At 33.0% G+C, this 13,757-nt stretch carries 13 protein-coding genes; 10 read left to right on the top strand and 3 right to left on the bottom strand.

The genetic code is table 11. The features are described 5' to 3' along the window. Positions 1–7 precede the first annotated feature (7 nt). Genes ACFSR8_RS14170 through ACFSR8_RS14160 form a run of 3 tightly spaced genes read right to left on the bottom strand, consistent with a single transcriptional unit; the run spans position 8 to position 1,611 of the window. Positions 8–382: a VOC family protein gene (locus tag ACFSR8_RS14170; protein WP_380293146.1), complete on the bottom strand. Its 375-nt coding sequence runs from the start codon at positions 380–382 to the stop codon at positions 8–10. A 5-nt stretch (positions 383–387) separates the two neighbouring features. After that, complete coding sequence (locus ACFSR8_RS14165; RefSeq protein ID WP_380293144.1) at positions 388–915, bottom strand: SRPBCC family protein; 528 nt, start codon at positions 913–915, stop codon at positions 388–390. Positions 916–951: 36 nt separating this feature from the next. After that, entirely contained in the window at positions 952–1,611 is a 660-nt protein-coding gene (locus tag ACFSR8_RS14160; RefSeq protein WP_380293142.1) for a TrmH family RNA methyltransferase, read from the bottom strand. A 126-nt stretch (positions 1,612–1,737) separates the two neighbouring features. On the opposite strand from ACFSR8_RS14160, the gene ACFSR8_RS14155 reads away from it, so the two are divergent. The 10 genes from ACFSR8_RS14155 to ACFSR8_RS14110 all read left to right on the top strand — a co-directional run bounded on the left by ACFSR8_RS14155 (position 1,738) and on the right by ACFSR8_RS14110 (position 13,756). After that, a complete protein-coding gene (locus tag ACFSR8_RS14155; protein WP_380293140.1) occupies positions 1,738–3,465 on the top strand; it encodes a recombinase family protein in 1,728 nt (575 codons plus the stop codon). Positions 3,466–3,656: 191 nt separating this feature from the next. Beyond that, entirely contained in the window at positions 3,657–3,974 is a 318-nt protein-coding gene (locus tag ACFSR8_RS14150) for a DUF6660 family protein (protein WP_380293138.1), read from the top strand. A gap of 50 nt (positions 3,975–4,024) precedes the next feature. After that, positions 4,025–6,211 (top strand): TonB-dependent receptor, encoded by a 2,187-nt coding sequence (locus ACFSR8_RS14145; RefSeq protein ID WP_380293136.1) that lies wholly within the window; start codon positions 4,025–4,027, stop codon positions 6,209–6,211. A 2-nt stretch (positions 6,212–6,213) separates the two neighbouring features. Then, positions 6,214–6,627, top strand: coding sequence for a Fur family transcriptional regulator (locus ACFSR8_RS14140; protein WP_380293134.1), 414 nt, complete (start codon positions 6,214–6,216; stop codon positions 6,625–6,627). Between the two features lie 61 nt (positions 6,628–6,688). Next, positions 6,689–7,282 carry a mercuric transport protein MerTP gene (gene merTP / locus ACFSR8_RS14135; RefSeq protein ID WP_380293132.1) on the top strand — a complete coding sequence of 198 codons (594 nt, stop codon included), beginning with the start codon at positions 6,689–6,691 and terminating at the stop codon, positions 7,280–7,282. Further along, the gene (locus ACFSR8_RS14130) at positions 7,282–7,488 is read left to right on the top strand and encodes a GDCCVxC domain-containing (seleno)protein (RefSeq protein ID WP_380293130.1); all 207 of its coding nucleotides are present in this window, start codon (positions 7,282–7,284) and stop codon (positions 7,486–7,488) included. The genes merTP and ACFSR8_RS14130 overlap by 1 nt, the downstream gene beginning before the upstream one ends. 88 nt (positions 7,489–7,576) lie before the next feature. Further along, a complete protein-coding gene (locus tag ACFSR8_RS14125) occupies positions 7,577–7,990 on the top strand; it encodes an HYC_CC_PP family protein (RefSeq protein ID WP_380293128.1) in 414 nt (137 codons plus the stop codon). Between the two features lie 106 nt (positions 7,991–8,096). Then, positions 8,097–11,810, top strand: coding sequence for an efflux RND transporter permease subunit (locus tag ACFSR8_RS14120; protein WP_380293126.1), 3,714 nt, complete (start codon positions 8,097–8,099; stop codon positions 11,808–11,810). Beyond that, positions 11,807–13,024, top strand: coding sequence for a TolC family protein (locus ACFSR8_RS14115; protein ID WP_380293124.1), 1,218 nt, complete (start codon positions 11,807–11,809; stop codon positions 13,022–13,024). Before ACFSR8_RS14120 ends, ACFSR8_RS14115 begins: the two co-directional genes overlap by 4 nt. 3 nt (positions 13,025–13,027) lie before the next feature. Then, positions 13,028–13,756, top strand: coding sequence for a heavy-metal-associated domain-containing protein (locus tag ACFSR8_RS14110; RefSeq protein ID WP_380293122.1), 729 nt, complete (start codon positions 13,028–13,030; stop codon positions 13,754–13,756). Position 13,757 lies beyond the last annotated feature (1 nt).

The raw sequence follows: 13,757 nt of genomic DNA, 5'->3' as shown, positions 1-13,757 counted from the left end.
TACAACTTTATTTTTTAGAATGCAATGCCACACGATTGCCTTCCGTATCAATAAACACGCCCATGCAACCATGCTCCGGTGAAATTTCGGTTTTGGGCTGATATATTTTACCTCCGGCACCTTCCACGCGATCCAGTTCATTTTGAACATCTTCGCTCATAAAATACACTAAAGTCCCTTCCTGACTGGGAATATAGGATTCCTGTTTTATCAAAGTACCCGCCGCACCTTCCTTTCCTTCTGCAAAAGGAAACCAGCCCATCAATAGTCCTCCAAAATTTTGAACATCTAATTTCACTTGAAAAACAGTCTCATAAAAGGCTTTGGCCCTATCCATATCCGATACCGGAATTTCAAACCAGCCTACCATGTTTTTTTCCATAGCCTTTATTTCTCTAAAATTGTTTTTAGACTTAACAGCCCCTCTTCAAAGTCCTTACCGACCGCTTTATCCATATTGAAAAACATGAAAAACACATTTGAAGGTGGCTTGCTTTCTCCCTTAAATCCCCAAATGACTTTGGTTCGCTTGTGGCCAATACTTTCTAGTTTCAAATAGGCATCCGATTCTGATTTCCATGGTTTAAAAAACCGAAGCCGAGATTCAATTACTTCATTCTCGGTAATTTTGGTGATTTGCTGTTCGCCTTCGCCAACATCCTTGTTGCCTTCCCATTTGGCCAAAAAACCCACTTCGCCATCCGTGCCCACATATTCCTGTTTCATCTTTGGATCTTTCTTTTTCCATGGCGACCATTCATCCTGATTTTTGATAAATTTCAAATAGTCAAATACCTCAGGAGTGGGTTTATCGACAAGAATACTTCGTTTGACATCAAATTTCTTTGGCGCCACGAGCATCAGAATTATAAAAATAAGGACAAGAGCTATCAGAAGATAAAGAAGAATCATCATGATGTGGAGGTTTTGTAGTCAGCCCTATAAAGATAGTTATTTTTTGGATTGATAAAAACGGTTTACAATATCATCATAACTTTTTATTGTTTTTTTGCACCAGTCCAAACGCTTTTCAAGCATTTCATTTTCAGGTAATTGCCAATCGAAATCAGATTGTCTCAGCTTAGCAGTCACATGTTGTAAAATGATAGCGGCAGAAACTGAAATGTTTAAACTTTCGGTAAAGCCCACCATTGGAATTTTTAAAAAACAATTGGCTGCATTTAAAACCTCTTCCGAAAGGCCTTCGGTTTCCCTTCCGAAGAAAAAGCAGGATTTTTTTGAAATATCAAAATCGTCCAAATCGCAGTCTTTTTGATGCGGGGTGGTGGCTACAATTTGATAGCCTTTGTCTTTTAAATCACCGATACACGCTTTTACGGAATGAAACCGATTGAGGTCCACCCACTTTTGTGCGCCCATCGCAATTTCTCTGTCTATGCGTTTAGAGTTCCGTTCCTCAACGATGCTAACTTCTTGAATACCGAAAACATCACAACTTCTGATTACGGCACTGGTGTTGTGCAACTGATACACATCCTCAGTAGCCACCGTAAAATGCTTGGTGCGTTGCGACAATACCCGCTGAAATTTTTCTCGTCTTGCCTCGGTTAAATAGGATTCTAAATACTCCAAAAGATTTTTATCGACCATAAGGCCAAAGTTAGTATTTTTAAAGTATGAAAAAGCATATTGTTGTACTTACTGGAGCTGTAAACAAATTTGTGTAAAACAAAAATTTAAATAGCTATCTTTATCCAAACAAAAGTTTAGTTATATATGGCGCAGTTAGCGATATACTGTCGTAAATCACAAGAAAATAAAGATAGGGATTCTACATCTATTGACGAACAGGAAAAAGAAGGAAGAATTAAAGCTAAGGAACTTGATTTAGAACCATTGCTATTTATTGAAGATACCAGTTCAGGTAAACTTGATTTACAAGATAGACCTGTGTTAATGGATATGCTTCAAAAGATAAATGCAAAAGACTCCAATATTAAAGCTGTTTTTGCTTATGACACAAGTAGGCTGTATCGTAATATTGAAACTCAAAGTAAGTTCTTAGCTATCGTCAAAAGAAAAAATGTTGAACTTTATTTCAAATCAGGTAGATTTGATTGGACTGACCCTCACTCAAAACTTTTGCATAATATTTTATCTGCTACCGATGAATTTTTTGTGGACTTAACTTCGATTAAAATAAAAGGGACTCTTAGGTCTAAAGCAGAAGAAGGAAAAGTAAATGGAGCGGTACTACCTTATGGCTACACAAAAGATAAAAACAACTATCTAAAAATTGATAATGAAGAGTCTGAAATAGTTAAGAAAATCTTTGATGATTTTATTGATGGAAAAACATCTACAGAGATTAGAAATTGGCTTATTGATAATGATATTCCTACCAGATATAACAAAATTGGGGGGACTAATAAGATTATTCATAAAGGAAGAAATGAAACCAGAATTTATGATAAAGCTAATTCTACTTGGACTACTGGCACTATCTTACAAATTATAAGAAACCCAATCTATAAAGGAAAAAGACGATGGGGAGATGAATTTTTTGATGCTCCCATAGTCGTTGACCCAATAACATGGGAAAAAGCTAATAATAGTTATATCAATAGAAATAAAGGTTCTCTAAGAGGGAAAAGTACAGACCACAAATATCTTCTAACTCCTTTATTGCAATGTGGATGCGGACAATCTTTAAATGGACGTTCTAATAAACTTGAAAATTATTATGGATGCGCAGGAAAAAGGTACAAGGAAAAAAAGTGTAATTCTAAATACATTCCAGTTAATGTACTTGATTCAATAATAACTAAATTAATATATGGAAATCTCTACAGTACAGTTAAGGAATCATTTTCTGATAATAATTCAGATAAACGAGAAGAACTCCAAACAAGAATTAAAAGTCTCGAAGCTGACTTAAAAAACATAGAAAATAACAAGTTAAGTGTAGAAAACTACCTTGCAGACCGCACTTATAATAAAGTACAATATTTCAGACAAGTTAAAAGGTTAGATAGTAAAGCAAATGAGATTAAAATAAAGAAAGCTAATATCGAAGAAAGCTTGAAATCGCTTAAAGGAGATACAAATATTTTAAGAGAAATTGAAGAACTAACAAGCATCGCTCATTCATATATAGATTACCCTTTTGAAGATACACACCCTGATTTTATGAAGAATTACACCGACGCTGTTTTTAAGGGGTATCTCGCTTTAAAATTACCTTTTTTAGAAAGACAAAAAACATTTAGAAAGTTTATAAAGAACATACTGGTAAAATGGAAGCCCGAAAGTAAACTGTTTGAAATTACAATTAGTTACAAATTACCTATTGAGGATGAATTGTATTTAATGGATAGCTTAACATTGCATGTTGTAGATGCTAAAAAAAGGCAAACACAATGGGCGAATACAATTAAAATGGAAAAGCATAGAAAAATAACAATAGATGATGTGCAGGTAAGGTTACAAAACTATGCTTTATAAATTATTTTGTTTTGAAAACGAATATTATTCAACTCATTAAAAGGAAGTCTGTTATTTAGTTACAGGTAAAATGTTTTGGAAACACTCTTTATTTACATAATTATTTTAAAATAATATTGATTGCAATACTAAATAGACTCAAAATGCCTTTTGCACAACCATTGCATGATTAAATTTTTACCTTTGCTGTGATGAAATCTTTAAGCCTCATATTAGCCATAACAATATTTGCTTTATCTGCAATGCCATGTTCTGATGGACAAAATCTCGAAGATGAGCAACACGAGGAAATTAGTGTTCAACACAATCATCAAGAAGATACGGACGATTCTTGTCCTGTAACCTGTATTTGTAATTGTTGTGGTATGTCAATTACCTATGAGCCTTTAGTTTCTTATGACTTTATCTTACAATTAACTATTTCTACCGAATTAATTTTCACATATCAACCTATATATAGGTTTGATTTACATTCCAATATCTGGCAACCGCCACAAGTCATTAGCTAAAATAACACGATTTTAAATCAAATATTTAGTTAATCACAATTATAATTTCAATGAATAAATACATATTGAGCATAAAGCTCATTTTAATACTTTGCCTATCATTAAAGGCACAAACATCAGACATACAAATAAAAGTCATTATAGAGGCTGAAAACGTGCCTCTAATGGGTGCTACAGTTTACTTTGAAGCATTAGAAAAAGGAGCTGTAACCAATTTTGATGGTATTGTCAAATTTACAGAAATACCAGACGGTCAGCACCAAATAATAATTTCCTTTTTGGGTTTTGAAACATTGGAAACCACAATTCAGGCTCCAAGCAAAACAGAATTAATATTTAAACTAAAAGAAAGAGGTAATGAATTGGATGAAGTTGTACTTCAATCTACAAGAAGTACAAGAACAGTTAGGAAGATACCAACACGTATCGAGTTTATTGGTGCAGAGGAATTAGGGGAAAAAGCAATAATGAATCCTACCAATATCTCTATGGTACTTCGAGAAAGCACAGGAATACAGATGCAACAAACCTCATTAAGTAGTGGGAGTACCAATATCCGTATTCAAGGCTTAGATGGTAAGTACACTCAACTTTTAAGGGATGGTTTTCCCTTATACAGTGGTTTTTCAAGTGGATTAAGTATTCTACAAATACCACCTTTAGACCTAAAGCAATTTGAGATTATCAAAGGAAGTTCATCAACGCTTTATGGAGGTGGTGCAATAGCAGGATTGGTAAATATGGTATCTAAAACACCAGATGAAGAACCTGCATTAGATATAATGCTCACGCAGACACAAGCGTTAGGAAGTACAGCCAATGTGTTTTATAGCAAACGAAATAAAAAATTTGGTTTTTCACTTTATGGCTCTGGTCATTATCAAAAAGCATACGACCCAGAAGATGATGGCTTTAGTAACCTACCAAAAACAACATCAATTTCTTTTAATCCTAAACTGTTTTATTATCCATCAGATAAAACAACACTTTGGTTTGGGTTAAACGGTACGTATGACGATAGAATTGGTGGAGATATTACCAAAATTGAAAATGGTCAAGATGGCATCCATCAATATACAGAAGAGAACAATTCAAAACGATTAAGCAGTCAATTTGTATATGAAACCCAATTAGATTCTGTTAGCTCATTACAATTTAAAAATAGTGTGTCTTTTTTCGATAGAAATTTAACTGTTCCTAATTTCAATTTTGATGGTAAACAGACTAATACCTTTACTGAAATCACATATAGCAAAGCGTCAGAAAAAACAGATTGGATTATTGGAGCTAATTTATATACTTCAAACTTTGATGAAAATGATAATACACCATTACAGCGAGACCAAAAAGATGTGACCTTTGGAGCATTTGCAAATAATATCTACGACATATCTGATAATTGGATATTGGAAACAGGATTAAGAGCAGATTACAATAATGATTTCGGTTTTTTTCCACTACCAAGAGTTTCGTTGCTATATAAAAATGATAATGGATTTTCAAGTCGTATTGGAGGTGGTTTAGGTTATAAAATTCCAGATATTTTTACAGAGGAAGCGGAGTATATCAATTTTGAAAATGTGCTTGCTATAGACAAATCTACAGTAGATGCAGAACGTTCTTATGGTGTTAATTTTGATGTGAATTACAAAACACGCTTATCTGATGAGATTGGTTTTTCTGTGAATCAATTATTCTATGTTACAGCAATAAATGATGGATTGCTTTTAAATTCAACCGACAATGGTTTGTTTCAGTTTGAAAATGCACCAGATAAAATTTTTAGTAAAGGAGCAGAGACAAATATTAAATTTACTTACAAAGACTTTCGATGGTTTTTAAACTATGCCTTTATTGATACTAAACTTAATTACTTGCCTGGTAATCCTCAAAAGCCATTAACAGCAAAACATAATGCAGGTAGTGTATTAATGTACGAGTCAGATAAGTGGCGAATTGGTTATGAAACCTATTACACAGGCAAACAGTTTTTATCTAATGGAACAGAGACTACAGATTTTGTTACTATGGGTTTACTATTAATGCGTAACTTTAAACTGGGAAGTGTTTTTGTGAATTTTGAAAATTTTACGGATAGAAGACAAAGTAGGTTTTCGCCTTTAGTATTACCCCCACACGAAAACCCTGTTTTTCCAGAAATATATGCACCTACAGATGGTTTTATTTTTAGTGTAGGACTTATTATTAAACCCTTTGGAAACGAAGACCACGATTAGTTATGAAAACAATAGAACAATTATTAGAATCAAAAAATATTCGTGTAACAGCAATGCGTTTATTGATATATAAGTTTCTTGCAGAAAAAAAGGTAGCAGTAACTTTGAGTGATATAGAAAACGCATTTGAAAAAGCAGATAGAACAACTTTATACAGGACTATTAAAACATTTGAAGAAAAAGTTATTGTTCATCAAATTGATGATGGCACAGGAATTACGAAATATGCACTATGTGAAGAAGGATGTAATTGCGATATAAAAAACGATTTACACTTACATTTTCATTGTAATAATTGTAATGAAACCACTTGTTTGACCGACCATAAAATTCCACAAATAAAAGTGCCAGAGGGCTTTATTTCAGAAAATGTAAATTTGGTTGTAAAAGGTATTTGTGATAAATGTAGCAGCTAAAAATGCACTTCCATTGCACTCTTTTTAATTGCATTTTTGTACTCAATGAATTAAAGAAATTATGAAAAATAAATTAGCGGTTACAAGTATCTTAACAGCTATTACTGCTTCATTATGTTGTATAACACCTGTTTTGGCTTTAATAGCAGGAACAAGCGGTGTAGCTTCAACATTTTCTTGGATAGAACCATTTAGACCTTATTTAATAGGGCTAACCATATTAGTTCTTCTTTTTGCTTGGTATCAAAAATTGAAGCCAGAAAAAGAAATAGACTGCGAATGTGAAACGGATGAAAAACCAAAATTCATTCAATCGAAAACCTTTTTAGGAGTTGTAGCAGTATTCGCAGTTATTATGTTGGCGTTTCCATATTATTCAGGTGTTTTTTATCCAAGCACCAAAAAACAAGTCATAGTAGTTGATAAATCAAATATAAAAACAACAGAGTATAAAATAAGTGGAATGACCTGTGCGAGTTGTGAAACACACATAAACCACGAAGTAAATAAACTCAACGGAATTGTAAACTCAAAAACATTATACGAAAATGGTAGTGCAATCATTGAGTTTGACATTACCAAAACAAATGAATTAGAAATTGAGAAAGCAATTAATTCTACAGGATATAAAGTAACTGATAAAAAAGAAAACTAATGCAAACTATATTAAAATCAGAAATCACTTGTCCAAACTGCGGTAATAAAAAAGTAGAAGACATGCCAACAAATGCCTGTCAATTCTTTTATGAGTGTGAAAATTGTAAAACGGTTTTGAAACCAAAGGAGGGAGATTGTTGTGTTTATTGTTCTTACGGGAATGTACCTTGTCCACCAATTCAAGAAAATAAAAGTTGTTGTTAAATTACACAAGTAATGTGTTTAAATTAAGGTATTAAACTTCTGTTAATTAAAACTGTATTTGTTAAAATTTTCTACCTTTGTATCAGATATGAAACAAGTATTCCATAAAATAATGTCATTCTTAATGGCTTTTGTAGTCTTATTTTCTACAATGTCGTTTACAATAGATATGCATTATTGTGGAGACACTTTGGTTGAGACTGCTGTATTCCATAAAGCAAAAGGTTGTGGCATGGAAATGCAAAATCCTTCAAGTTCTGATTGTAGTGTTACAAAAAAGAATTGTTGCACAGATGAGCAAATTACTATTGAAGGTCAGGATGAGTTAAAAATATCTTTTGATAAATTAACTTTCGACCAACAAGTATTTATAGCTTCATTTATATCTACTTATATTGATCTTTTTGAAGGTTTAAATGAAAATGTATCTTCTTACGAAGAATACAAACCGCCACTCGTTATAAGGCAACTCTACAAAATTGACGAGACTTATTTAATTTGATTTTTAAACAATAGACTGTTTATCCTATAGCACATGCTATAAGGATAATTTGCTGTATTCGATGTTGTCGCAACATCAATGTCTAACTGTTTAATTATCATATATAATGCTAAATAAAAGCATAAAATTTTTAATAGAAAATAAGCTTGTAGCGGTTTTATTGCTTGTTCTTTTTATAGGATGGGGAACTGTAAACGCTCCTTTTAATTGGGATACTGGTTTCTTACCAAGTAACCCTGTAGCTGTTGATGCCATTCCAGATATAGGAGAAAATCAACAAATTGTTTTCACAAAATGGGATGGTCGCTCCCCACAAGATATTGAAGACCAAATTACATACCCATTAACAACATCTTTATTAGGGATACCAGGAGTAAAAACCATTCGTAGTTCATCTATGTTTGGCTTTTCCAGTATCTATATCATTTTTGAAGAAGATGTAGAGTTTTACTGGAGTCGTAGTAGGATTCTTGAAAAACTAAACTCACTACCAAGTGGATTACTTCCAGAAGGAGTAAATCCAGCTTTGGGTCCAGATGCTACTGGCTTAGGTCAAATATTTTGGTACACTCTCGAAGGAAGGGATGAAAACGGAAATGTAACTGGTGGATGGGATTTGCATGAATTAAGAAGTATTCAAGATTACTATGTAAAGTATGCTTTGTCATCAGCAAGTGGTGTTTCAGAAGTTGCTTCAATAGGTGGATATGTTCAAGAATATCAAGTAGATGTTAACCCAGAATTAATGCGACAATACAATATTGGTTTGCATCATATTGTAAAGGCAGTAAAGGAAAGCAATAAAGATATAGGCGCACAAACCTTAGAGATTAACCAAGCAGAATATTTGGTTAGGGGTTTAGGCTATATAAAATCCATCGCAGATATAGAAAATGCTGTTGTGGTTTCTGAAGACTTTACAGCAATTAGAATTAAAGATATTGGAAAAGTGTCTTTAGGTGCTGCAACAAGAAGGGGTATTTTAGACAAAGAAGGTGCTGAAGTTGTTGGAGCAGCAGTTGTGGCTCGTTATGGGGCAAACCCAATGGAGGTTATAACAAATGTAAAAGAAAAAATAAGTGAGTTAAGTTCAGGGTTACCTTCAAAAGTATTGAGTGATGGAAGAACGTCCCAACTCACTATTGTGCCTTTTTATGACCGAACAGAATTGATTCAAGAAACGTTAGGAACACTTAATGAAGCTTTAACTTTAGAGATATTGATAACAATTTTGGTCATCATTATTATGGTTTTCAATTTACGAGCTTCAGTTCTTATTTCTGGGTTATTACCTGTTGCTGTTTTAATGGTGTTTATTGCAATGAAACTCTTTGGAGTTGATGCAAATATTGTTGCCTTGTCTGGTATTGCTATTGCTATTGGTACAATGGTAGATGTTGGTGTTATTCTTTCTGAAAATATTATAAGACACTTAGATGAAAGTGAAAATAAGTTACCAATAAATACTATTGTGTATAATGCTACTGCTGAAGTTTCAGGTGCTATCGTTACCGCAGTAATGACCACTATAATTAGTTTTATTCCTGTATTTACAATGATTGGCGCAGAGGGGAAACTGTTTAGACCTTTGGCATTTACAAAAACCTTTGCATTAACGGCTTCAATAATAGTTGCCTTATTCTTAATACCGCCATTTGCAGCATTTTTATTTAAAAAGAAGAACTTAAAAAAGACATCCAGTTATGTAATAAATGGTCTTTTAGTTGTAATGGGTTTCGTAGCTATAATATCTGGATATTGGCTCGGTCTTATATTAATAGCATTTGGTATTACGGCTTTATTAAAATTTAATAAGCAACTTTCAGAAAAAAGAACAAACCTTATAAATATTGTTATTTCGGTAGTAACAATCGTCTTTCTTCTTGCTGAATATTGGAGACCTTTAGGGGTTGATAAAAGCATTTTTTGGAATCTCATTTTTGTAGGGTTAATATGCTTTGGCTTATTAGGTGTGTTTACATTATTCAGAAGGTACTATACTCGTATTTTACAATGGGCTTTAGCAAATAAGTTTTTGTTTCTATCAATCCCGACACTTATAGTAATTGGAGGATTCTTCATAATGAAAAGTACAGGAAAAGAATTTATGCCATCATTAAACGAAGGGTCTTTTCTGTTGATGCCAACTTCCATGCCACATTCAGGGGTGGAAGAAAACAAACGAGTGCTTCAGCAATTAGATATGGCTGTTGCAAGCATTCCAGAGATAAAGACAGTCGTTGGGAAAGCAGGTCGTACACAATCTGCTTTAGACCCTGCTCCATTATCAATGTATGAAAACATGATTCAATATAAACCTGAATATATGTTGAATCCTAATGGAGAGCGTCAACGTTATAAGGTTAACGAAGAGGGTTTATTTGAATTGAAAGATGGAAGTTTTGTAGCAAACCCCAATAGCTCTGATAAAAACGTTGTACTAAATTCTGATATAGTTAGAGAACAGCTAATTGAAGATAATAACGGAGAGTTTTATAGAAACTGGAGACCAGAAATAAAGAATCCTAATGACATTTGGAAAGAAATTGTACGTGTAACCAAGTTACCAGGAGTTACATCAGCCCCTAAGTTACAACCCATAGAAACACGTTTGGTTATGCTACAAACAGGCATGCGTGCACCAATGGGAATAAAGGTTAAAGGACAAGATTTAAAGCAAATTGAAGCTTTTGGGGTTGAGTTAGAAGATATTTTAAAACAAGCAGAAGGTGTTAAGGTTGAAGCAGTATTTGCTGATAGAATTGTAGGTAAGCCATACTTATTGATTGATATAGATAGAGAAAAAATAGTACGCTATGGTATCTCTATAGAAGATATTCAAAGCGTTTTAAAGGTTGCTGTGGGCGGTATGGTATTAACTCAAACTGTTGAAGGTAGAGAACGTTACGGAGTAAGAGTGCGTTATCCAAGAGAGTTACGAGGTAATCCTTCAGATTTAAAAAACATTTATATCCCAATTGAAAAAGGAAGTCCAGTTCCATTGAGTGAATTAGCCACGATTCGTTACGAACAAGGCGCACAGGTCATCAAGAGCGAGGATACTTTTTTAGTAGGTTATGTATTGTTCGATAAATTAGATGGGTATGCGGAAGTTAATGTTGTTGAAAGCGCACAAGCCTTAATTCAGCAAAATATTGATTCAGGAGCATTAGTAGTTCCAAAAGGGATTAACTATCAATTTACTGGAACTTATGAAAATCAATTACGAGCAGAAAAAACCTTATCAGTTGTCGTGCCGTTGGCATTGTTCATTATTTTCTTAATCCTATATTTTCAGTTCCGTTCAGTTGCAACATCTTTTATGGTGTTTACTGGTATAGCGGTTGCCTTTGCAGGAGGTTTTATCATGATTTGGTTATATGGTCAAAACTGGTTTTTAAACTTCAATTTCTTTGGCGAAAACCTAAGAGACTTGTTTCAGATGCATCCTATTAATTTAAGTGTAGCTGTTTGGGTTGGTTTTATTGCCCTTTTTGGTATCGCAACTGATGATGGGGTAGTTATGGCAACTTATCTCACGCAAATATTTGATAGAAATAAACCCACTAACAAGAAAGCTGTAAGAGCTTCTGTAGTAGAAGCAGGAGAAAAGCGTATTAGACCTTGTTTAATGACTACTGCAACTACCATATTGGCATTATTACCTGTATTGACATCAACAGGGCGAGGTAGTGATATTATGATTCCTATGGCAATTCCAAGTTTTGGAGGTATGCTTATTGCCTTAATCACACTATTTGTTGTTCCAGTTTTATACAGTTGGAAAGCAGAATTACAACTTAAAAAAGTAGCAAAATGAAAAGATTAATTTTTATACTTATTGGTCTAATGACATTCAGTTTTTCAAATGGACAACAGTTGGAGATATTAATAAATGAAGCATTAGCGAATAATCCAGAGATTCAAAAATTTGAATTACAATATAGTATTGCTTCAGAAAAAGTAAATGAGGTTAATACCATTCCAAATACCGAATTTGGAGTGGGCTATTTTGTAAGTGAACCTGAGACAAGAACTGGTGCGCAACGTTTTAAAATTTCTGCAAAACAGATGATGCCCTGGTTTGGTTCTATAACTGCCAGAGAAAATTATGTTAGCTCGTTAGCAGATGCTAAATATGAAGATATTACGATTGCAAAACGAAAATTGGTAGCTTCTGTATCTCAATCTTACTATAACCTTTATGCACTTAAAACAAAACAAAGAGTTTTTGATGAGAATATAGCTCTACTTAAAACCTACGAAACGTTGGCTTTAACATCTCTTGAAGTTGCTAAGGCTTCGGCGGTTGATGTATTAAGGTTGCAAATGAGACAGAACGAGTTAGAACAATCTAAACAAGTTTTGGTGCAGATGTATTTAGCAGAACAAACAACCTTTAACAAGCTTTTAAATAGAGAAAAGTCTATTGAAATTGATTTAGTAAATGAATTAATTATACCACTAAACGATGCCTTAAATGAAACAGAAAATTTAGCATTACATCCAGAATTGACAAAGTATGATAAATTGTTTCAATCTGTAGAACAATCCGAATTATTAAATCAAAAAGACAGTCAGCCCATGATTGGTTTTGGGTTGGATTATGTTTCGGTTTCAGAACGCCCAAATATGAATTTTAGTGATAATGGAAAAGATATTGTTATGCCAATGGTATCGCTTTCAATTCCAATTTTCAATAAGAAAAACAAGTCACAAACCAGACAGAATGCTTTAAAGCAACAAGAGATTACATTTAAGAAGCAGGAGCGAGAAAACGTTTTAGAAACAGCCTTATCTAAAGCGATTAATAATAGAATAGCTGCACGAATTAGTAATAACACCCAAACTAAAAATTTAAAACAGGCAAAAGATGCAGAAGAAATTTTGATAAAGAGTTATGAAACAGGAACGATTGATTTTAATGATGTATTAGACATTCAAGAATTGCAATTAAAGTTTCAAATCAATCAAATAGAATCTGTGAAGAACTATTATGTTCAATCAACAATTATTAATTACTTAACTATATAAAAAATGAAACATACATATAATTTACAAGGTATGACTTGTGGAAACTGTAAAGCTTCAGTTGAGAAGTCTTTAAGTGAAATAAATAATGTGACAGATGTTATTGTAAACCTTGAAAAGGGAGAAGCTGAAATAATGATGAGTAGTCATATAGATACTAACGTATTTCAAAAAGCTTTGCCAGAAAAATATATACTTACAGAAAAAAATGTATTTGCTTCAGCAGAAGCTTTAAGCTATGAAATAGAAAAGGAAAAAAGCAAATTACAACAATTAAAGCCGTTACTGCTTATTATCTTTTATATAGTATCAACAAGTATTTTATTACATTATAAAAACTGGTCTTGGGTCTCTTTTATGCTCGACTTTATGGGATTGTTCTATATCGTATTTAGTTTCTTTAAAATGCTCGATTTAAAAGGGTTTCCAGAATCGTTTAGAATGTACGATCCATTAGCTAAGAAAGTACCTGTTTATGGTAAAGTTTATCCGTTTATAGAAACAGTTTTGGGTCTAATGTTCTTAATGCGATTTGAAGTAAGTATTGCTTTAATTGTTACACTTATTGTTTTAGGAATAACAACTGTTGGGGTTACTAAAACTCTATTGGATAAAAAATCTATTAAATGTGCTTGTTTGGGAACAGCATTAAAATTACCCATGACAGAAGCTACGTTTATTGAAAATGCTATTATGATTGTAATGGCGGTACTAATGCTATTAAACATATTTTAAA

The sequence above is a fragment of the Hyunsoonleella rubra genome (assembly GCF_042684665.1).
GTDB classification, from domain to species: domain Bacteria; phylum Bacteroidota; class Bacteroidia; order Flavobacteriales; family Flavobacteriaceae; genus Jejuia; species Jejuia rubra.
Note: the sequence above shows the minus strand (reverse complement) of the source record. Positions and strands in the feature narration are given on the sequence as shown.